This is a genomic window from Desulfovibrio porci, assembly GCF_009696265.1.
GTDB lineage: Bacteria > Desulfobacterota > Desulfovibrionia > Desulfovibrionales > Desulfovibrionaceae > Desulfovibrio > Desulfovibrio porci.
In genome coordinates this window covers 48,762-69,625 of the sequence record NZ_VUMH01000009.1, presented here as the reverse complement: position 1 = coordinate 69,625, position 20,864 = coordinate 48,762, and the positions used below count along the sequence as shown (strand labels likewise).

Sequence of the window (20,864 nt, the reverse complement as noted above, 5' to 3'; positions counted from 1 at the left end):
GTCGTTGCGTCGTGAAACGGCTCTCCATTCCGGGAGGTCGCGTGGAGGAACTGCTAGCCCTGCTGGTTCTGGTGCCGCTGGTGTTCCTGATCTGCCTGGCGGCGCTTTTCGCGCGCACCTCCAGCCAGCGCCGGCAGTTGGTCGAGCTGCGCGGCGAACTGAACGCGCTCCGCCAGGATGTCCAGGCCCTGCGCGCGGACGCGGAATCCTTTGAGCATTGCGATGATGCTTCCAGTGCCGCTTCCGGGGCGAGCGACGCGCAAGAGCACGATATGTCGCCCACCCGGGAGGCCGAGCCGCAAGGCACCGCCGATGACGAGAGCTTCCCGCCCGAGCTTGCCGTGAACCCGCCGCCGCAAGTCCCCACAAGCGGAGCCGGGGAATTCAGCTTTACTGATGCGGCTGACGCCGATACCGAGAATTTTCGCCAAGTTCCGGCCGCGACTCCTGACCCGGCACAGGCAAACGACGCGTTGTCCGCGCAAGCCGCGCCGTCCTCCCCCGGCCTGCCCGCGCCCGTGGCCGGGGCTTTGGCCGTGGTCTGGGGCTGGCTGCGCGCCAATCCCATACTCTATGCCGGACTTTGCGTGTTCCTGACCGGTATCGCTTTTGCGCTGGGCTATCTGGTCCGGTACGACTATGTCAGCCTGGAGGCCCGTCTGGCTCTGATCGCTCTGGCCGGTCTGGGCATGCAGGGCCTGGGCTGGCGGCTGCGACGCCGTAATGCCCTTTACGGCCTGGGCCTCATGGGCGGCGGCGCAATCGTGCTTTACTTCGTGCTTTTCACCGCCGCCCGCCTGGAACTGCTCTCTCCCCTGACCGCCCTCTGCGTCATGTCCGCCCTGGTGCTGGGCGTCGCGCTGCTGGCCCTGGCCGCCGACGCCGAGCTATTGGCCGCGCTTTCCGCCGTGGGCGGCTTTCTGGCCCCGGTGCTGCTTTCCACGGGCAGCGACAATTATCTGGGCCTGTTCGGCTATTACGCGCTGCTGAGCCTGGGCAACGCCCTGCTGCTCCGCTTCAGGCTCTGGGACATTCCGGCGCTGATCTCCTTCGCCGCGGTCTACGGCGTCGGCGGCCTGTGGGGCGGGCGTTCCTATGATCCCGGCATGTTTGCTCATATGGAACTTTTTCTGCTGTTCTTTTTCCTCCTGTTCAGCTACATGCAGCTCCAACTGGCCGCGCACGCCGACGCTCTGGACGCCCGCACGCGCGGGCGCGCGGGCGCGGCCCGGCGCTATCTGCACGCCTCCCTGCTGTTCGGTCTGCCGCTGCTGACCTTCAGCTATCAATATTATCTGACGCGCCCCTACGCTTATGCGGCGGCTTTCAGCGCCCTGGGCCTGGCCGCCTGGCATGTGGGCCTGGGTTACCTGCTGCGCCGCCGGGACGGCGCGGCCGGACGCCTGACCCGTGAAACCCTGCTGGTGCTGGGCCTGAGCTTCTCCGCCCTAGCTGTGCCCCTGGCTCTGGACCTGAGCTGGACCACCTGCACCTGGGCCTTGCAGGGGCTGGGGCTCATCTGGCTGGGCCTGCGACAAGAGCGTCCTCTCCTGCGCTTTCTGGGCTATGCCCTGCAACTGCTGGCGGCGGGAGCCTTCGCGGGCCTCTTTTCCCAGCCGGGTATCAGCGGCCTGCCCGGCGGCCTTCTGGACAGCCGTATGGCCTGCGGCCTGGTCATGACCCTGACGGCCCTGCTGCTGGTGCATTTCTGCACGCGACACCGGGAAATTCTGATCCGGCAGGAGCGCGAACTGCTGCCGCCATGGCAGATCTGGGCCATGGTCTGGTGGCTGGGCACAGGCCTGGATATTCTGTCCGCGCATTTTGACGCCGCCGGACAGCTTTACGCTAATGCCGCGCTGACGTTCACGGCCCTGAGCTGCGTGCTCTGGGTCCGGGCCGGAAGCCGCCTGGGCTGGAAAATTTTCGCCGCTTCCGGTCATCTGCTGTTACCAGCCATGCTGCTCTCGCAATGGCGTTTTCTGCCGGATCTGCTGTTGTTGCCTTTTCTGCCGTTGCGCGCCCTGCCCGCCGCCTCTCCCCTGGCCTGGAGCCACGGCGGCCTGGTGGCCCTGCCTCTGGCCTGGGCCGCCTTCGCCGCCTGCATCCGCTCCGCGCCCTGGCCGGAGCAGCCGACCTGTCGGCGCGTCGTGGCGGGCGTCGCCCTGTTCGCCGCGCCGGGCCTGCTGCTTCTGGCGGCGGCGCACGGACTGAGCCGCCTGTCCCTGCTCCCCCCGGACTGGAGCGTGCTGCTTCTGACCATGCTGGCGGCGGCTTTTCTGTTTTTGCTCTGCCGGGAACTGCGTCTGCCCGGCATAGCCGCCCTGTCCGGCCCTCTTCTCCCGGCGGACGCGCGCCGCTGGGGCGGCCTGGGTCTGAGTCTCTGTCTGGCCTGCTGGTTCTTCCTCTTCTGCGCAGAGCCCGGCATAGCCGCGCCGCTGCCCTACATTCCCCTGTTCGGCCCCCTGGACATGGCCCAGGTGCTCTGCCTGCTGACCTGCCTGTACCTGCTGCGCGGCATGCGCCGCGAGAGCCGCGAAAACTTCCCGTCCGCCTTGCTTTATGAACGTCTGCTCGCCGCTTTCGGCGTCTGCGCCTTCGCGCTCTGCACAGTCATCGCGGCCAGGGCCGTTTCCTGGTACACCTATTGCCCATACACCCCCCTGGCCCTGATCCGCTCGCCCGTTTTCCAGGCCGCACTGTCCATACTCTGGGGCAGCATTGCCCTGGGCATGGTGCTCGCGGCCTCACGCGTCTTCCGGCAGCGGCGGCTCTGGTTCGCCGGAGCGGCCCTGCTGGCCCTGACCCTCTGCAAACTGCTGCTCTTTGATCTGGCGGACCGCCAGACTGTATCCCGGATCGTTTCCTTCCTCTTCCTGGGCCTGCTGATGCTGGGCATGGGCTATTTCTGCCCCCTGCCGCCCAAACGGCTGACAGATCCGCCGGAAGAGGATTCCCGTTCAGCGCAGCCCTAAAGGAGCCGCCATGTCCTTTTGCTTCAGCCCGTCCCGCCTTCTCCTGCTTCCGGCCCTGACGCTGGTTTGCCTGACGGCCGCCACAGCCACGGCCACGGAACAGGAACTGACGCCCAGGGATTTCAGCACGCTGATTCCCATCGAGGCCAAGAGTGGCTCCCCGGTCTACCGTCTTGACCTGCCCTTTGCCGTGTACGAGCGCTCCCGCCTGTCGCCCCTGCGCGACGTGCGGGTTTTCAACAGTCTGGGCCGGGCCGAAGCCATCTACATCAGCCCGGCGGAATCCCGGCCGGAACCGGCGCAGGAACAGGCTTTCCCCTGCTTCACCCAATGGGTGCGTTCCGGGGGTACGGAAGGCATCGTGCTGCTGCGCGACGGCCAGAGCGCGTCCGAAACGCCGCCCGCTCCTGAGGGACAAAAACCGGAGCACAATAAAAACCGTGTCGCCACAGCCAGGAGCCTGCTGGTGGACTTCGGCCAAAAGCGGCCGCGTTTCGAGCGCGTGCGTCTGGTCCCGCGCGAAACGCCCGGCGGCGAAACCCGGGATCAGGACGGCGGCATGCTCAGCACCCGGCTTTATACCAGCGCGGACATGCAGAGCTGGATTGCCGAAGGCAGGCAGACCCTGGGGCAAATGCGCATGGACGGGCAGGCGGTGGAGCTGCTGGACCTGCCCGCCGACCGGATATCCCGGCGCTATATGCTGCTGGTCCCCGCCGAGGGCGGCGAGCTCTTCCCCATACAGGAGGTCCGGGCGCGCGAAAAAGTCCGGGACGCGACCCCGGTGGACAGCATCGTGCTGCGCGGCCTAGAGGATGAAAAAGCCGGGGGCTTCAGCTATGCCCTGCCGCGCGGCCTGCCGGTGATCAACCTGGAGCCCGAGCCCGCCGGCAACGACAATTTCCTGCTGCGCGGCCGGATCCTGACCCCGGCCCTGCGCGCTGATTCCGGCGCGCAACGCCGTCCCCGGCGTCAGCTGCCGCCGGAACTGGTCTGGCAGGAACGCGCGCCCTTTTCCTACTATGAGCTGCGGGACGCCCACTCCCGCAACACGGTGCGCGCCGATCCCGTGCCGTTCGACCGGCGTTGGCTCAGTCCGGAGAACAACGATCCTCTCTTGCGCGACGCCCCGGCCACCCTGCTCTTGCGCCTGGGCGGCGATATTATAAAACAACCTCCGGCGCTGCGGGTGCGCTGGGCCGGCCAGCAGTTGTACTTCATGGCCGGAGGGCCGGGGCCGTACACCCTGGCCGTGGGCAGCCTCAAAGCCGGAGACCTTGCCGGAACGCGGGACGCCGCCCTGCGCGAACTGCCGGTTGCGGCGGGTCCGGCCCGGCTGAACATGGCTGAACTGCGCGAGCAGACGCCGCCCCCGGCCTATGACGAAACACCGGGCGGCCAGCGCTGGCTGCTCTGGGGAGTGCTGCTGCTCGGGGCCGCCGCTATGGCCTTCATGGCCGCGCAACTGCTGCGCAAACCTGAAAAATAAGCACAGGGACGCCCCCGGATTTCCGTCCCCGCCCTTTACGCCGGGGCAAAAAAACGGTACTGCCCTGCCATGAACATCAGCTTTTCCTGGAAAAAGCTCACCCTCTGGCTGGTGGGCGTCTTCTTGTTCTGCGCTCTGGCGGGCGGCGGCGCGGCGGCCATGCTGCTGTACTGGGCCTCCCGCGACCTGCCCAACATCACCCGCATCGCCGACTACAACCCGCCGCAGGCCACCACGGTGCTGGCCCGCGACGGCTCGGTGCTGGGCCTCCTCTACCATGAAAAACGCTTTGTCATCGGCCTCAAGGACATGTCACGCTTTCTGCCCATGTCTTTTCTGGCCGCCGAGGACGACTCCTTCTACCGGCACATGGGCGTGGACCCGCTGGCCATCGCCCGCGCGGCCATCAACAATTTCCGTAAAGGCCGCGCCGGCGAGGGCGGCAGCACTATCACGCAGCAGCTCATCAAGCAGCTCCTGCTGACCTCCGAGCGCAGCTACAAGCGCAAGATGAAGGAGGCCATTCTGGCCTATCGCCTGGAAAAGGATCTCTCCAAAGATGAAATCCTGACCATCTATCTGAACCAGATCTATCTGGGCGAACACGCCTACGGCGTGGAGGCCGCCGCGCGCACCTATTTCGGCAAGCACGCCTCTGATATCACCCTGGCCGAGAGCGCGGTCATCGCCGGTCTGCCCAAAGCTCCCAGCAGCTACAATCCCTTCCGCCATCCCGATGCCGCCAAGAGTCGCCAGATGTACGTGCTGGGCCGTCTGCGCGACCTGAAATGGATCACCCCCGAGGAATACGCCCAGGCCGCCGCCGAACCCCTGGTTTACTGGAGCATGCCCGAGGGCCAGGGCGGAGCCGCCCGCTGGTACCTGGAGGAAGCCCGTCGCCTGCTTATCGAATTCTTCACCGAACACAACCTCAAGGCTCTGGGCGTGGACACCCGCAAATACGGCGAGGACTACGTCTATGAAGCGGGCCTCACCGTGCGCACGGCCATGGTGCCCGCCCATCAGGAAGCCGCCGGGCAAGCCCTGCGGCGCGGTCTGGAAGAACTGGACAAGCGCCAGGGCTGGCGCGGCCCCCTGGAGCAACTGGACGCCGACAGGCAACGCGCCTTTGCGGCTGATACGGCCTTCGCGCCCCTGGACCTGGCGGGCGGCGCCTGGACCAAGGCGCTGGTCACCGCCGTGGACGCCAAGGAAGCCCGCGTGGCGCTGGGCAAGGGCTATAGCGGGATCATCCCGGTGGCCAACATGTCCTGGGCGCGCAAACCCAATCCCAAGGTGGCAGGCATATACGCCCCGGCCGTCAAAGACGCCAGGCTGGTCCTCAGCCCCGGCGACCTGATCTGGGTTTCCGCCGCCCCACGCACGGTCACCGTGACCAACGCCAAGGGCCGCAAGGAACAGCGGAGCACGCCTTTTGACGCCGCCGAGGTCAAGAAGGGCGCGCCCATCCCTCTGCTTCTGCAGCAGGAACCGGCTGTGCAGGGGGCTCTGGCCTCCCTGGAGCCGCAGAGCGGCGACGTGGTGGCCCTGATCGGCGGCTACCAGTTCGGAGAGAGCCATTTCAACCGCGCCACCCAGGCCCGCCGCCAGCCCGGCTCCAGCTTCAAGCCCGTGGTCTATTCCACGGCCATGGATTTCGGTTTCACGCCGTCCTCCATCGTGCTGGACGCGCCTTTTGTCTATGTGAACCCCTATACCAACGAGGTCTGGCGGCCCTCCAACTACGAGCACAACTTCAAGGGCGAATTGCCCCTGCATCAGGCCCTGGCCCTCTCGCGCAACACCTCCACCGTGCGCGTGGCCCAGCAAGTGGGCATCGCCAATGTGATCCAGCGGGCCAAAGCCCTGGGTCTGGAACCCAGCTTCCCGCAGGAACTCTCGGTGAGCCTGGGCGCGGTGGCGGTGTCTCCGCTCAATCTGACCCAGGCCTACGCGGCTTTCGCCAATCAGGGGCTGGGCGTGCGCCCGAGGATCATCACCTCCATCACCGACGCCCAGGGCCGCGAACTCTACCGCCAGGACGCGGAACACTGGCAGGCCATCAGCCCCCAGAACGCCTATATCATGGCTACCCTGCTCAAAAACGTGGTCAACGCGGGCACCGGCGCGCGCGGCAAGATCGAAGGCCGCTTCATCGCGGGCAAGACCGGCACCACCAATGAAGAGCACGACGCCTGGTTCGTGGGCTTCACGCCCTATCTGGTCACCGGCGTCTATGTGGGCTACGACCAGTTACAGTCCCTGGGCCGCCTGGAACAGGGCGGACGCACCGCAGCGCCCATTTTCCGCTATTACCGCAGCGTGGTGGAGGATCTGTACGAAGCCAAGGACTTCACCATGCCCGACGGCATCGTCATGTCCGGCGGCTTCGCCTATCGGGCCGACATGCCTCTGGAAGGCGTTTCGGCCACGGATGCCAACGCCCAGGACAATACGGTGGTGGATACCTCTGAGGGCGGCGAAGATCTCATGCGCCAGATGTTCTGACTGAAACGGTTTCCTTTCGCCTCTTTTTGTCTTTTTCCGTGGAGCCCGAATGCGTTCCTTTCTTCGCAGTCGCCTTGTCGTCCCGCTCTTGGTCTGCGCCTGCGCTCTGGCCGCTTTTTCCCTCTGGCAGCGCCTTGCCCCCGTCGAACCGGAAAAAGCCGCGCCGGCCGTGCTGCGCGTCGGCATGGAAGATCATTATCCACCCATGGCGTTCATGGACGCGCAAGGGCGGCATACCGGCTTCGACCATGACATGGCCGAAGCGCTCTGCCATCAGATCAACGCAAAATGCGAGTTCGTCATCGGCTCCTTTGACGACATCCTGCGGATGATGAGCGCCGGAGAACTGGATATCCTGGTTGCCGGGCTGGCCGCACTGGAACCCCGCAAACAGTTTATGAACTTTACGGAACCGTATTACAGCTCCAGCACCATCTATATCGGGCGGCCCGGCCTCGCCATCAGCGAGGACGGCCTGCGCGGCAAGCGCCTCGCCGCGCAGATCGGTTCCATGCAATTGGATATCCTGAAAAAGAACTGGTCGGATATAGCGACGGTGCTTGAGGTTCCGTTCAAGGATATCTTCGGCCTGCTGGCCCGGGGTGAAGTGGACGTGGTGCTGGTGGACGCGGTGGCCAGTTACGATTTTCTGAAAAGCGAAGCCGGGCGTGATTTCAGCATGCTGGGCGATCCGCTGCAGATCAACGACGTGCTCAGTCTGGCCCGCATCGGCGTGCGCAAGAGCGACCGGGAACTGACGGAGGCCCTGAACAGGGCGATCAAAACCCTGCGCGTCAACGGCGAGTACAACCGCATCACCAGAGCCTATTTCCCCTTTAATATCTATTGACCCTGTCGGGCGTGCCATATGGACATCAGCACTACAACGGCGTCCCCCGACAGAACCAGGACCTTCCGGCGAATGAGCATCTACCGCTTTATTGCGCTGGCTCTTCTGCCCACCGTTTTGCTGCTGGCCCTGGTTTACTGGTATATCGACAGTAATCTGCAAGAGATCAAAACCGCCGCTGAAAGCACCAATGAGGTCCACCTGCCGGGCATTCTCAAGAACCAGCGCACTCTGATCAATATCGAAAGCCTGCGCCGTTATGTGGAGACGGTTTACAACGCCTCGGACATCGGGGTGCGGCGGGACGCCCTGATCAACGCTCTGGCCCTGGCCACGGAATCGGTATTCGAGGCCAACTCCCGTTTTGTGGAACATGCCGCCTCCGCCAGATCTCTGCTCCATTCTCTGGATGCGATAAAAAACCGCAGCGACCAGGCCCGGAAAGATCTGGCAAGGGCTACGGACATTTTTACCCGGGCCACGGCACGCCTCGGCGGCGTTTACGCCGGAGAGGACGATGCGCGCAAGCCGGAGACGCTCCTCGGCTATTGCGCAAAAGTCCGGTCCGCGCGCGGCGCGGTTCCCCGCATACTTGCCCAATGCGCCACATTGACCGAAAGCCGCGAGAGTATGGAAGCCGCCCGGCAACGCTACGAACAGGCCGACATGGAGGCCCGCGAACTCTGGAAACGCTTTGACGATCTGCTGCGCCAGCTGAGCGACCTCGCCTCCTCAAAAGAAGCGGAGATGACCTATGAGGCCATGGAGCACATCAGCCTGGCGGCCGGACGCGCCCACTTTGTCTTTTACCTCTCGGGCGCGCTCGTCCTCCTGATTCTCTGCGTCTTCATTCTGGTGCTGCACCGCCATGTTCTGTTTCCCCTCACCCTGGCCTCGCGTTCTCTCCGGCGCATCCGCGACGGCGGTTCCGTGGAAGCTCCGCCGCCCGTACGCGTGCGCGAACTGCAGGACATGCTCAATATATTGCCGGTACTGAGCAAGCATGTTACGGATTTGTCCGCCCGTTCCGGCCTGCTGGAACGGGAAAAGGACAGATTCAGGAGTCTCAGCCTGGTGGACGGCCTCACCGGCGTGGGCAACCGCCGTCATTTCGACGCCTGCCTCGCCCGAAGCGACAGAAGCCGCCCGCTGGCCCTGCTCATGCTTGATGTGGACATGTTCAAGCTCTATAACGACACGTATGGGCATCTGGCGGGCGACAACGCGCTCATCGCCGTGGCCCGCTCCATGCTCGCGGAATTGCACGACTCCGTGGATCAGGTCTTCCGCTACGGCGGCGAGGAGTTCTGCGCGCTTCTGCCGGGCGCTTCCGCCGCCACGGCGACGGCTGTGGCGGAGCGCCTGCGAAAACGGATCCGTGGACTCCGGCTCCGGCACGAAAGCTCGTCAGTGGCCCCGTTCCTGACGGTCAGCATCGGGGTGGCCCTGCGCGGGGCCGATGACCCCACAAGCGCTGCGGAACTGGTGGAGCAGGCGGATAAAGCCCTTTATCAGGCCAAAACTTCAGGCCGCGACCGGGTCTGTTTATACAACGGGGCCGAACCCCCCTCTTCCGTCCCGTCGGCGTCGTAAGTCAGAGGGTGGCCATTGCCGCGCGCTTTCGCGCGCCACTACAAAGGATTGCCATGATTCCCTACGGTTCTCTCGTCGTCTATGTGACGCCCAAGGGCAAACGCTACATCAAACGGCTGGAGGAAGGCCAGGACTGGCACAGCAACGACGGCACCCTGCCCGCCGCCCAGGTGGCGGCCCTGGATTTCGGCGCGGAAACCCGCACCACGCTGGACGTGCCCATCCGCGTGCAGGAGGCCACGCTCTTCGACCGCCTCCAGGGCGTCAAGCGCCAGACCCAGATCATCTACGCCAAGGACATCGCGTACATCTGCCTGCGCCTCGGGGCCGGGCCGAGCCGCACCATTATCGAGGCGGGCTGCGGCTCCGGCGGCCTGACCGTGGGCTTTTCCTGGTTCTGCGGCCCCACGGGCAAGGTGGTCAGCCACGACGCGCGCGAGGAATTTGTGCGTCTGGCCCGCCGCAACCTGGACTGGGCAGGCGTGGGCGGCAATGTGGAGCTGCACCACCGGGATGTGGCCGAGGGCTTTGCCGTCAGCGGGGCCGACGCGCTCTTTCTGGATGTGCGCACCCCCTGGGAATATCTGGATCAGGCCGTCCGGGCCGTGCGGCCCGGCGCGTGCATGGGCTTTCTGCTGCCCACGGTGGATCAGGTGAGCAAGCTGCTGCTGGGGCTGGAGCGCGGCCCCTTCGCGGAGCTGGAAGTCTGCGAGATATTGATCCGCCGCTGGAAGCCCGTGGCCGACCGGCTGCGGCCCGAGGACAGGATGACCGCGCACACCGGTTTTCTGGTGTTCTGCCGCCAACAGGAGCGCAGCGAGGATTTTGAATCCCGGCGGCCGCTGGGCACGCGCGAACGCAAGCAGGAGGCCGCGCGCCTGGCCCGTCTGGGTCTGGCCGCGCCCGGCGCGCCCGACACGGCGGATGGCGCAAACGGCGTTGAGGCGGATAAAGCGGGAACGGACGGAGACGAGGCGTGAACCCCTGGATTCTGCTCATCGCCGCCGGACTGTTTGAAATCGGCTGGCCCCTGGGCTTCAAGCTGGCCCAGACCGCGCCCGCCTGGCGCGTGGCCGCCATTGCCCTCTCCGCCCTGAGCATGGCCGCCAGCGGCTGGCTTTTGTTCCTGGCCCAGAAGCATATCCCCATCGGCACGGCCTACGCGGTCTGGACGGGCATCGGCGCCGCGGGCACCTTTCTGATCGGCGTGGCCGTGTTCGGCGACGCCCTGCATTGGGGCCGGGTTCTGGGCGTGCTGATGATCGTGGGCGGGGTCATTGTGCTCAAGGCCGTTTCGCCGTAGGCAGCAGCGGCGAGGACAGTTCGCCGCCATTCCGCCCCTTCCGCATGCATGGGCATATGGCGGAAGGCAAACCCGCTCCGCCGCCCTTGAGTTCATGGCTGACGCCGTTAAGGCCGGGCATTCAGAACCTGCTTTTGCGACGTGGAATCGCGCCGCTCGCGGGCAGCAATGGCGGCAAGGCCCCTGTTCCGGCTGTCAGGCCGGCGGCAGCAAATCGCCCCTGTCCGTAAACCGCAATTCCAGAGCCTCTCCGTCCACGCGCACGCCGGGCCGGGCACGCAGTTCCGCCAGGCAGGCCGCACTGGCCCAGAAACAATCCAGATCCCTGGTGGTGCGGATACGCGCCACGCGCGCCTGCATGGGGTCGGGCAGCAGATTGAGCACGGTTTCCAGCAATTGCCGGTCCGTGCCGAGACAGATGGGGGTGCGCCCGGACCGCAACTGGCCGCAGGTCACGGCATTGATGGTGGTGGCCTTGTAGTCGATCTTGCGCCGGAAGCGCTCGCTGATCAGATCAATGCTGCCCATGCCCAGCGCATTGCCGTGCGAGGCGTCGGTCAGGTCAAGGGCCGCGATCCATTGGTAGTCCGGTACGCGCGGACCGCCGTCCCGCCGCCATTTGCCGGTGATGTTGAGGTCCGCGCCGGAGCCGCAGATATCCTTGCCTATTTTGTCGATGATCAGCAGGTCCAGCGCATCCAGGGGCAGACGCGCCATCCTGGAAGCGGCCAGAAGCAGCAGTTCCGTATCCGTTTCGATAAAGCGTTCGGGCCGAACCAGCCGGATTTCGCAGAGCCGGTCGGCGGCGTTCTCCACCACGGCCACGCCCGCCAGGATGGACAGCCGTTGCAGCAGAAAATGCGCGGCGGGCAGTAATTGAGAGCAAATGTCGAACTTATGGTATTCCTGCGCGCCCGCGTGTTTGCCGCAGCCGATGACCAGCATCTTGCAAAGGCCGGATTGCACGGCGGCGGACAGAATGGTGTGCGGCTTGATCCGGGCCACAGGCACGATCCAGTCGGCCTTCAGAGCCTCGCGTGAAAAGAGAATCCGGGCGCCGCTCTCGGTCCGCCCCAGTTCCTCCACCGCCATATCCGCGGCCACGGGCACGCCCATGCTGTCTTCGCTGACGCCCAGGCTTTTCAGCAGGGCGGTCTGCCCCTCGGCGCAGGCCTGTCCGTGCGATCCCATGGCCGGCACAATGAAGGGCTTCAGCCCCAAGCCGCGCAAAGAGGCCACCGTGGCGGCCACCAATTCAGGCAGGGAGGCGATACCGCGTGATCCCACGCAGACGGCGACCCGCATACCGGGCCGCAGGCCCGCCGGCAATTCCAGGGCGGTAAAAGCCCGCCGCACTTCCGCGCCGGGGTCGGCCACGGCGGCGGCGTCAAAACGCTGTGTAACGCGGTACATCCTGAGAGACATTTTTATCCTCCGATGCGCCGCGTGGCGGCGCGGGTCAGGCCAGTCCCAGCACGCGGTCCCTGCCGCTGCGCAAGTGTTTTTTCAGCGCTTCCGAAGCCGCGGCCAGGTCTCCGGCCGCGATCAGACGACACAACTTCCTGTGATTTTCCACCATGAGAGGCAATGAACTGCGCTTCGCCTCGATATTAATATAGACAAGAATCTTGGTGGAAAGCATCAGCCACAGTTTGTGCAGCATGCTGTTTCCGGTCATCTGACACAGGCTTTCATGAAAGGCGAAATCATTGCCCACAAAATCGCTTCCGGCGTCGGCCCAGCCTTCCTCCATGCAGCGGATGACCTCCTCAAGCCGGGCCACCGCCGCGCTGGCGTCATCCCGCATCAGCAGTTGCAGGGCGTGGAGCTCCAGCAGCTCCCGGATGGAATAGATCTCGTCGATCTCCTTGGGACTCAGTTTGGTGACCACGGTTTTCTTGTAGGGCTCTATGGTGACCAGGCCCTCATGCTCCAGGCTGGCTATGGCCTCGCGGATGGGCAGGCGGCTGATTCCCATTTCTTCCGACAATTCCTGCTCAATCAGGCGGTCGCCGGGTTTCAGCTTGCCGGACAGGATGGCCTGCCGGACCTGGGCAAGAGCTTTGTCCCGGAGGGTGGTCTTTTTTTCTTTGGTGAAAATGGTTGCGGAAGGCACGGCGCTGACTCCAAAAGTTAAGGGGAACTCCTGAAAAGTGGCGCTACGGTATAGGGTTACGCATTGAAACTCAAGACAGCTATAAAAATCCGAGCAGGCGCGGCAGGAAGAGCGTCAGCTCGGGAAAGACGTTCAGCAGTACGATGACGCCGATATTGGCGCAGAACAGCGGCAGAATAGCCACAAAAACCTTTTCCATGGGCAGTTCCGCGATATCCGCCGTGGCGAAGAGCACCAGGCAGACCGGCGGCGTTATCAGCCCCATGACCAGAAGCATGACCATGATGATGCCCCAGGTGAAGGGATGCAGGCCCACCGAAACAGCCAGGGGCGCCATGATAGGCGCAAAAAGCAGAATGGCCGGCCCCTCGGTCATCCACATGCCCACAAAAAGCAGAAAGATGTTCATGCAGAGCAGAATCAGCCAGGGGCTGGGCACATGGGCCAGCACCGTGTCACGGAGCAGCAGCGGCAGACGTTCGAAGCCGAAAATCCAGGACATGATCCCGATGAAGGCCAGAATAAAGAAAAGCTTTGCGGAGCCGCGCGCCGCGGAAAAAAAGATGTCCGGCAGTTGCGAGACGTTAAGACTCTTGTACACCCCGAAGCTGACGGCCAGAGCGTAAAGCACGGCGCAGGCCGCCGCCTCGGTGGGCGTGACCACGCCGGACATGATGCCGCCCAGGATGATGACAGGCATGAGCAGAGCCAGGGAGGCGTCCTTGAAGCTCACGGCGAATTCGCGCGGCGTGATCTTGACCTCATGCCGGGGGTAATGGCGCTTCTTGGCAAGCATGTAGACGATGATCATCTGGGACAGGCCCATAAGCAGGCCGGGCACGATGGCCGCCGCGAACATGCCGCCCACCGAGAGATCCGTGGCCGCGCAGTAGACCACAATGACGATGCTGGGCGGAATGATGGGACCGATCAGCGACGAGGCGGCCGTCACCGCCGCCGCGAAGGGCCGGTCATACCCTTCCTTTTCCATAGCCGGGATGAAGATTTTCCCCAGAGCCGCCACGTCGCCCAAAGCCGCGCCGGTTATTCCGGCGAAAAACATGCTGGCCATGATATTGACCTGAGCGAGTCCCGCGGGAAAGCGCCCCACCAGGATATTGGAAAAAGTCACAAGGCGTCCGGAAATGGTGGCCCGGTCCATAATTTCCCCGGCCAGGAGGAAAAAGGGAATGGCCATCAACACAAAGGAATTGAGCCCGTTGAAAATGAAATCAGGCAGCATGTTCAGAAACATGTCCTGCCCGGAGAAGAGAAAGTAGGCGCAACCGGCTACGCCCATGGCAAGGCCGATGGGCATGCCCAGCAGAAGCAACAGCAGAAAAATCGCGGTGAGCAGAAGTATCACGACGCACCTCGTGCCGACTTACTGAAACAGTGCAGGAGCAGGTCCACAAACTGGAAAAGTGTTTCAAGAAAAATCAGGGCAAAGGCCACGGGAATGGAAAGGCTGGGCAGGAACATGGAGATGCCGAGGGAAACGGCCTGCACCCTGGCGGCATGCTCCAGAGCCCCGGCGGAGTGAAACAGAATCAAGGCGATGAAGGCGGCCTGCACGAGCAGAAGCAGGGCCTTGAGCAGCGCCCGCAGCCGGAAAGGAAGACGGTCAATGAAACACTCCACATACAGATGCCCCCTTTCGGACAGCACAAAGACCGAACCGAAGACAGCCAGGGAAATCATCATGTAGACCGAACTTTCCTCCGCCCAGGGCATGGGAATGCCGAGCAGATTGCGCAGCAGCACCTGCATGCCCACGATCACGAGCATGCCCGCCAGCATGAGGATGCAGTACCAACGGCAGATGCGGTGGATGCCTCTCCGGAATTTCCGCAGGATGGGGGTGATCATGACGTTCCCTCCTGTTTTCCGGAGCCTCCCCTCGCGGAGGGAAGGCTCCATCCTGTCTGACGAGCGTCAGGAGCAAAAGAGCTGTGCCGCTAATATCCCAGTTTCTTTTCCGCCTTGGCTGTCTCCTCCAGCACCCGGTCCACCAGGGCCGGATCCACGCTTTCCTTGAGCACTCTGAGCACGGGCTCACGCGTGGCGGTCTCGAACCGGGCCTTCTCCTCCGCCGTGGGCGCATAGACCTGCATGCCTTTGCTCCGGAGGTAAGCAAGGTCGATGCTTTCATTGACCCGGCTCAGATAACGGGTCACCTGGGCCGCTATCCTGCCGGAGCGCAAAATGTCCTGACGATATTCGGACGGCAGGCTCTGAAACCATTTCTCATTCACAAAGATGGCGACCACGCTGTACAGATGCCCGTCCAGAGTCAGGTACTTCTGCACTTCGTCCAGGCGGGCGATGCGGATATTGGCGATGGGATTTTCCTGGCCGTCGGCCACGGCGGTCTGCAGGGCGGTGTACAGTTCGCTCCAGGAAACCGGCGTGGGGCTCGCGCCCAGGGCCTTGACCATCTCCAGATGGGCGGGCACGGGCATGGTGCGGATCTTCATTCCCCGCATGTCGGCCGGACTTTTGATCATCCGCTTGCTGTCCGTGAAATGCCGGAAGCCGCCGTCCTCGCCCCAGGCCAGCGGCCGGATGCCCGCCTTTTTCGCCATGTCCTCTTTGAGCCAGTCGCCCAGCGGGCCGTCCAGCACCTCATAGGCGATGTCCGGTTCCTTGAACAGATAGGGAATGGAAAGAACCGCAATGTCCGGATAGAAGGGGGCCAGCCCGCCTTCGGAAATGGATACCGCCTGAATCACGCCCCGGGTGAGCTGCTCCAGCATGGCCTTCTGTGTGCCCAGAGTACCGTTGGGATAAATGCTGACCTTGACGTGGCCGCCGGTTCGGCGCTCCACTTCATTTTTAAAAACCACCAGAGGGGAATGGAGGTGGGAATAATCCTTTTCGGGATTGGAGTGCGCCAATTTCATTTCGTAGTCCGCGGCCGGCGCGGACGCAACGGCGCCGAAGCACAATCCCCCGGCCAGAAGCGCGGCAAGAAGAAAACGGATGGTTCTTGTGGCGTTCATAACGGCTCCCTTGGTGTTTGAAGATGCTGCTGACTGAAGTTTGTTGCCCTGCCGACTGTATCCTTGTTTGTGTTGCGCCGATGCGCGTTCAAATCCGCGTGAAGCCGGGGCTCTGCGCCGCAAGCGCACTGTGGCGGCGCGATGGCAAAAGAGCCGGTTTAGAAACACGTCCTAGACCGACAGCCAGCGCCGCACCTCTTCCTCTCCGATCATAGCGGCCGCCGCGCCCAGGGATTCCTCAATACGCATAAGGGTATTCTGCTGCCGGGTGCGTTCGCCGGTCTGAGGCGCGCCCACCTTCATCAGCCGCGCGCTCACGGCCATGCCCAGCTCCGCCGTGGGGTCTCCCGGCGAAGTGGCGGCGCGTAGCGAGGGAATGACCTCCATGCCCTGCGCCATGGCATAGCGTGCCGCGTCCAAAGCTTCGGTCACCGTGCCGATCATATTCGGCTTGAAAATCATGGCCCCGGCGCTGTTCAGGGCCGCTCCCCGCCGCAGCCGCTCAATATTGGTCACAAAGAGGTCGTCCCCGCAGATCAGGGTCGCCACTTTGGCGTTGAGACGGGCGAAGCCCTCAAAATCGTCCTCGTGCAGAGGGTCCTCAAGCATGAAAATGGGATAGTCGCGCACCAGCGCCGCGAAATAATCCACCATCTCCTCCGGGCTGAGCCGTCCGAAGGACATGGCGTAAACATTGGCCTCGCGGTCGAAAAGATGGCTGGTGGCGCAGTCCAGGCTGAGCACGAACCTGCCGCCGTAGCCCGCGTCCTCCACGGCGGCCAGCAGGGTGTCCAGCACGGCCCTGGGATCCGCCGCCGGAGCGCCGATGCCGCCCAGATGGCCCGGCCGGTAGGCGTCGGCCCCATGCCGCTTTCTGATGACTTCGGGCAGGCGCAGGGAAACTTCCACTCCCATGCGCATGGCCTCAGCGAAATTCGGCGCGCCCAGAGGCACGGCGTGGAATTCCTGAAAATCCGCCGGTCCGGCGGAATACGGGCCGCCGTTGATCAGGTTGAGCAAAGGCAGCGGCAGCGCATGGCAGAGAGCGCCGCCAAGATGTTTGTACAACGGCAGATCCATCTGCCGGGCTCCCAGCTTGGCCACGGCCAGCGAAACGCTGCACAGCGTGTTGCCGCCCAGAGCGGATTTGTCCGGCGTGCCGTCCAGTGCAATGAGCGCCGCGTCCACGCCCCGCTGATCACGGCTGTCCATGCCCTTGAGAAGAGGCAAAATGCGTTCGCGCACCAGGCGCATGGGTGTGCGCACGCCCATGCCGCCGTAGCGCGCTCCGCCATCGCGGAGAATGGCCGCCTCGTGGCTGCCCGCCGAGATGCCGAAGGAGGCCGACGCCCGGCCGCAGCGGCCGTCTGCGCTGACAACATCTACTTCCAGCACAGGACAGCCCTTGTTGTTGAGAACTTCTCTGGCGAGGATGTCGCTGATGCGCCACTGGTCCATTACCGTCCCCCTTTGCCCGCAAGGGCGCTGAAAAGCCCTCCGCTCAGCGGATATAGATGATGTTCAGATCGCAGAGATTCGTGCCCGTGTTGCCCGTTACCAGGTGGTCGCCCAAAGCCGTGAGGGCCGGGCAGCAGTCATGCCGGTCCAGCGCGTTCAGGATGTCGATGCCCGCCTCCCTGGCGCGCCTGACCGTCGTGCAGTCGGTCAGCCCACCGGCCAAGCCGGTGGGGCCGTCCGTGCCCTCGGTCTCAATGGCGGCGATGCCGATGCCCCGCAGATCCCCGACCTGCTGGGCGAAGGCCAGGGCCAGCTCCTGCGAGGGTCCTCCGCTGCCCGCCTCTCCCTCCAGGCGCACCGTGGTTTCTCCGGCGGCGATCAGGATGCAGGGCGGCGCCACGGGACGCTGGCGGCAACGTACCTCCCGCGCCAGCGCGCCGAGAAAAAGCCCGGCCTGCCGGGAATCCCCTTCCAGAAACGAGGTGAGCACCGTGGCCACGAGGCCTTCCCGCTCCGCCGCCGCCACAGCCGCCACACAAGCGTCCTCCAACCCCTGGATCACAAAAGTGTGGACGCGCGGCAGCCCGGCCTTGGGCGTTTCCGGCAGGGAGGACCCGCGCCGCAGGTGCGCGACGACCGACGCCGGAGCGCGCTCCAAGAGGTGGTAGCGCTCCAGTACGGCCCAGGCATCGCCGAATGTGGTGGGATCAATGCCGATCTGTGTGCCGGTATAGGCCACCGGCACCCGGGGCGTGCCCACCGCCTCGTCGCCCACCCGGTCCGAAAGCACGAGATTGATCATTTCCGCACCCACGGCCGCCACCCGCTGGGCCAGACGGCCGCCGTTGACCGCCGAGACGTGCCGCCGCACGGTGTTGATCTCCAAAATTTTCGCCCCGGCGGTGAGCAGTTGCCGGGTCAGGCGGCTCTCTTCCTCAACCGGAATGCCGTCCGCCGGGCAGTTCATCAGGGCGGAGCTGCCGCCGCTTATCAGGGAAAGGATCAGGTCTTCCGGAGTACAGGCGTCGAGCAGTTCAAGAATGCGCCGGGTGGCCTTCCAGCCCGCCTCGTTGGGATAGGGGTGCCCGCCCAGCGTCAGCTCAATGTGACGAAGTTCATCGCCCGGCTCCAGTTGCTTGACGATGACGATGCCGCGCGCAATACGCTCTCCCAGAATCTTTTCCAGCGCGCGGGCCATATGGTTGCCCGCCTTGCCCGCGCCGATGACGAAAATCCGCTTGTACTTCGCGAGATCCCAGGTTCTGTCGCCCACATGCAGGCAATTCCCCTCCAGGCAGACCAGGGAGGCGATCCGGCTTTCAGCGTTGAGCATAGTCAACGCGTTGTTGGCGATGTGCAGCAGAACGGTTCTCACGGCGGGGTCGCCGGTGTTCAGCAGTTCCTGGCTATTTTTGATGGGAAGCATGGCCCCTCCGTTTCAGCGTGTGACGCCCCGGCTTATGGCCGCGGCTTGGGACTCGGCTTGATTTGAGAACTATCGGGCATATTGTATTTTGTCAACAATATTCAATATACAAATTGCTCGCAGTCGAAAAAAAACAGCCCGCCTCCCAAGGGAGACGGGCCGCGCAAAGCAGCGTTCGGCGATGTTTTTCGCGTAATGAATTCAGAATGTTATGGCATCAAAACTGAGTACACAGGTTCCGGAATGAGCGCACGGGAAAGCCGTAAAAAACGGAAGAGAAAAATCACATGCCACGGGTTCGCAAGAAGGACGCCGCTTACCCGGCCAGTTTCATCCAGCGGTCCCAGGAGACGGAACCGTCACGGCCGTAGCGGCGCACCGTCCGGATCATGCCGCCCTCCGGGTCCTCGTAGTGTGCTTCCCGCCGGGCTATGCCGTTGAAGCCTTCCCGATGTCCATCGGCATAGACCACCGTGGCCGCAGGTCCGGCGGCGTTTTCCGACTCCGCATCCATCACGAGACGGTAGCGGTTGATGGCGGCAAGCAGCGCCTTATCGACGCCGCCCATCTGCGCCTCCGGCCTGTTTTCGGCAACCGGGGCGTCGGCGTTGTCGACGGCGTCTTCGGAGCCGGGCGACTTTCGGCCGTCGGAAGTCGCAACATGCCGGGAAGTTTCGCCATTGTTGATGACTATCGTGCTTTCGCCCGAAGCCGCGATGACAGTGTTCCGCGCGATCTCGCCGGTTTGCGTGGGCCTTGTCCGCAGGGCATGCTCTTCGGCCGTCTGCCAGGTTCTGGCCTGATCGCTCACGCCATTGCGCCCCATGCTGATGGTGTTGCCGCCTTCACCGGCGCTCACCGTATTATTGACGCCGGTGGCAAGGTCCACCACATCGCCTTCGCCGTCGCCCGTGTCAAAGGAAGTGCCGTTGGCATAGTCGGCTCTCAGCGTATCCTTGCCGCCTCCGCCAAGAATGACGGTTTGGGAAAAGACGCCGTCGGCATTGTCGTCTCCCTCGCCAAGATCAAAGACGCCTCCCCAGACCACGCCGTGCAGGCTGTCACGCCCCGCGCCCGCAGTGACGTCGGAATTGACGAAGTCGGCTTCGGCGACCAGGGTGCGCATCAGGTTCATGCCCAAATCGCCGAAGGAGTTGTCTCCGTCGCCGCCGTCAATGCTGCTGTTGATGAAACGGCCGTTGAAAAGGTCGTCGCCGTCGCCGCCCTGTATGATGCAGGCGTTCAGAAACATGCCGCTCATGGTGTTGCCGCGCCCGGTGGAACCCGTGATGGCCGAAGCGGAAAAATAACCGCTGAAGACGCCGTTGCCGTCCTCAAGATTAACGTCCGCCTCTTCGAACACGCCGGAAAAAGACGAAAGCCCGGTCAGCTTGGAAAACGACGCGCCCTTGAAATAGCCGCCGAACGTCACCCTGCCCGTGGTGTCGGTGAACGTGCCGCCATTGTACTCACCCAGATACGTGACACTGTCGCCGCCGGAGTACGTGCCCGCGGCGCTGGACAGATTATAGACCACAGTCCCCTGCCCGGCCTGCACATCACAGTTGGACACCCGGAAGAGCAGTTCGTTTTCACCTCCGGCCTTGAGGACTCCTCCGGTCATGGCCGCGCGGCCGGTCAGAATCTGCGGCTCGCCGTCCGCGTTCCAGACCACTCTGGCGTCTTCTTTGATCTCGGCGGCGACAAAATCCTCGAACTTGCCCGTCTCCTGATTTCGTTTGGAGATGGTCAGGATGCCGTCGGCAAAGTCGGCGCGATAGTCTCCGTTTCTGTAGAGGGCGGCGTCGTCCGAAACCTTGCCGTCACTGAGATCCTGATCGCTTATGGAGCGGAACTGTCTGACGTTTTTTCCGCTTCGCGCGGCCTCTCTGACCTTGTTGAAAAGATCGCCGGACTTCAGTTCGACATCGTCGCCCTTGCCGACAATCACGTTGTCCGGAGCCCCGCGCGCGAAACCGGTGGCGGTCAGCGCGCCCACATCCCGCCCCACCCTGATTCCGCCGGAATCAGGGTGCCACAGAGAGCCAAAACTGTTGGCGGTCAGGAGGCGGCTTATAAGACTCATACAACATTTATCGGCCGCTTGCGATAAAACATGAGGGCATTTCAACTTTTCTTGAAAT

At 63.8% G+C, this 20,864-nt stretch carries 15 protein-coding genes; 7 read left to right on the top strand and 8 right to left on the bottom strand.

From position 1 onward, the window contains the following. Positions 1-41: 41 nt before the first annotated feature. From FYJ44_RS09620 to FYJ44_RS09590, 7 genes are all read left to right on the top strand, one after another. The gene (locus tag FYJ44_RS09620) at positions 42-2,975 is read left to right on the top strand and encodes a DUF2339 domain-containing protein (protein WP_154511546.1); all 2,934 of its coding nucleotides are present in this window, start codon (positions 42-44) and stop codon (positions 2,973-2,975) included. 10 nt (positions 2,976-2,985) lie between these two features. After that, positions 2,986-4,464 (top strand): DUF3999 family protein, encoded by a 1,479-nt coding sequence (locus tag FYJ44_RS09615; RefSeq protein ID WP_154511544.1) that lies wholly within the window; start codon positions 2,986-2,988, stop codon positions 4,462-4,464. Positions 4,465-4,533: 69 nt separating this feature from the next. After that, entirely contained in the window at positions 4,534-6,972 is a 2,439-nt protein-coding gene (locus FYJ44_RS09610; RefSeq protein ID WP_154511542.1) for a penicillin-binding protein 1A, read from the top strand. Positions 6,973-7,021: 49 nt separating this feature from the next. Further along, the gene (locus FYJ44_RS09605; RefSeq protein ID WP_154511540.1) at positions 7,022-7,822 is read left to right on the top strand and encodes a substrate-binding periplasmic protein; all 801 of its coding nucleotides are present in this window, start codon (positions 7,022-7,024) and stop codon (positions 7,820-7,822) included. An 18-nt stretch (positions 7,823-7,840) separates the two neighbouring features. Continuing rightward, complete coding sequence (locus tag FYJ44_RS09600) at positions 7,841-9,415, top strand: GGDEF domain-containing protein (RefSeq protein WP_154511538.1); 1,575 nt, start codon at positions 7,841-7,843, stop codon at positions 9,413-9,415. Between the two features lie 53 nt (positions 9,416-9,468). After that, entirely contained in the window at positions 9,469-10,395 is a 927-nt protein-coding gene (locus FYJ44_RS09595; protein ID WP_154511536.1) for a tRNA (adenine-N1)-methyltransferase, read from the top strand. After that, on the top strand, positions 10,392-10,718 hold the full coding sequence (locus tag FYJ44_RS09590; protein WP_288230243.1) for a DMT family transporter: 327 nt from the start codon (positions 10,392-10,394) through the stop codon (positions 10,716-10,718). Before FYJ44_RS09595 ends, FYJ44_RS09590 begins: the two co-directional genes overlap by 4 nt. Before the next feature lie 195 nt (positions 10,719-10,913). Here the strand turns inward: FYJ44_RS09590 and FYJ44_RS09585 are convergent, their stop codons facing one another. The 8 genes from FYJ44_RS09585 to FYJ44_RS09550 form a co-directional block, all read right to left on the bottom strand. Then, the gene (locus FYJ44_RS09585; protein WP_154511534.1) at positions 10,914-12,143 is read right to left on the bottom strand and encodes a nickel pincer cofactor-dependent isomerase, group 22; all 1,230 of its coding nucleotides are present in this window, start codon (positions 12,141-12,143) and stop codon (positions 10,914-10,916) included. Between the two features lie 34 nt (positions 12,144-12,177). Further along, complete coding sequence (locus tag FYJ44_RS14960) at positions 12,178-12,834, bottom strand: GntR family transcriptional regulator (protein ID WP_287700782.1); 657 nt, start codon at positions 12,832-12,834, stop codon at positions 12,178-12,180. 79 nt (positions 12,835-12,913) lie between these two features. After that, positions 12,914-14,200: a TRAP transporter large permease gene (locus tag FYJ44_RS09575; RefSeq protein WP_154511532.1), complete on the bottom strand. Its 1,287-nt coding sequence runs from the start codon at positions 14,198-14,200 to the stop codon at positions 12,914-12,916. Next, positions 14,197-14,703 (bottom strand): TRAP transporter small permease, encoded by a 507-nt coding sequence (locus tag FYJ44_RS09570; protein ID WP_195841007.1) that lies wholly within the window; start codon positions 14,701-14,703, stop codon positions 14,197-14,199. The genes FYJ44_RS09575 and FYJ44_RS09570 overlap by 4 nt, the downstream gene beginning before the upstream one ends. Positions 14,704-14,792: 89 nt before the next feature. Further along, positions 14,793-15,836, bottom strand: a complete 1,044-nt coding sequence (gene dctP / locus FYJ44_RS09565; protein WP_154511528.1) for a TRAP transporter substrate-binding protein DctP — start codon at positions 15,834-15,836, stop codon at positions 14,793-14,795. 171 nt (positions 15,837-16,007) lie between these two features. Beyond that, positions 16,008-17,294, bottom strand: a complete 1,287-nt coding sequence (gene eno / locus FYJ44_RS09560) for a phosphopyruvate hydratase (protein ID WP_154511526.1) — start codon at positions 17,292-17,294, stop codon at positions 16,008-16,010. 43 nt (positions 17,295-17,337) lie between these two features. Then, a complete protein-coding gene (locus FYJ44_RS09555; protein WP_154511525.1) occupies positions 17,338-18,720 on the bottom strand; it encodes a glycerate kinase type-2 family protein in 1,383 nt (460 codons plus the stop codon). Positions 18,721-19,036: 316 nt separating this feature from the next. Continuing rightward, entirely contained in the window at positions 19,037-20,806 is a 1,770-nt protein-coding gene (locus tag FYJ44_RS09550; RefSeq protein WP_229772642.1) for a calcium-binding protein, read from the bottom strand. Positions 20,807-20,864: the final 58 nt, after the last annotated feature.

Bases quoted from the DNA above. Each gene is read 5' to 3' on its own strand.
- FYJ44_RS09615 (WP_154511544.1), top strand. From the start codon at position 2,986: ATGTCCTTTTGCTTCAGCCCGTCCCGCCTTCTCCTGCTTCCGGCCCTG.
- FYJ44_RS09610 (WP_154511542.1), top strand. From the start codon at position 4,534: ATGAACATCAGCTTTTCCTGGAAAAAGCTCACCCTCTGGCTGGTGGGC.
- FYJ44_RS09605 (WP_154511540.1), top strand. From the start codon at position 7,022: ATGCGTTCCTTTCTTCGCAGTCGCCTTGTCGTCCCGCTCTTGGTCTGC.
- FYJ44_RS09600 (WP_154511538.1), top strand. From the start codon at position 7,841: ATGGACATCAGCACTACAACGGCGTCCCCCGACAGAACCAGGACCTTC.
- FYJ44_RS09595 (WP_154511536.1), top strand. From the start codon at position 9,469: ATGATTCCCTACGGTTCTCTCGTCGTCTATGTGACGCCCAAGGGCAAA.
- FYJ44_RS09585 (WP_154511534.1), bottom strand. From the start codon at position 12,143: ATGTCTCTCAGGATGTACCGCGTTACACAGCGTTTTGACGCCGCCGCC.
- FYJ44_RS09570 (WP_195841007.1), bottom strand. From the start codon at position 14,703: ATGATCACCCCCATCCTGCGGAAATTCCGGAGAGGCATCCACCGCATC.
- dctP (WP_154511528.1), bottom strand. From the start codon at position 15,836: ATGAACGCCACAAGAACCATCCGTTTTCTTCTTGCCGCGCTTCTGGCC.
- eno (WP_154511526.1), bottom strand. From the start codon at position 17,294: ATGGACCAGTGGCGCATCAGCGACATCCTCGCCAGAGAAGTTCTCAAC.
- FYJ44_RS09555 (WP_154511525.1), bottom strand. From the start codon at position 18,720: ATGCTTCCCATCAAAAATAGCCAGGAACTGCTGAACACCGGCGACCCC.
- FYJ44_RS09550 (WP_229772642.1), bottom strand. From the start codon at position 20,806: ATGAGTCTTATAAGCCGCCTCCTGACCGCCAACAGTTTTGGCTCTCTG.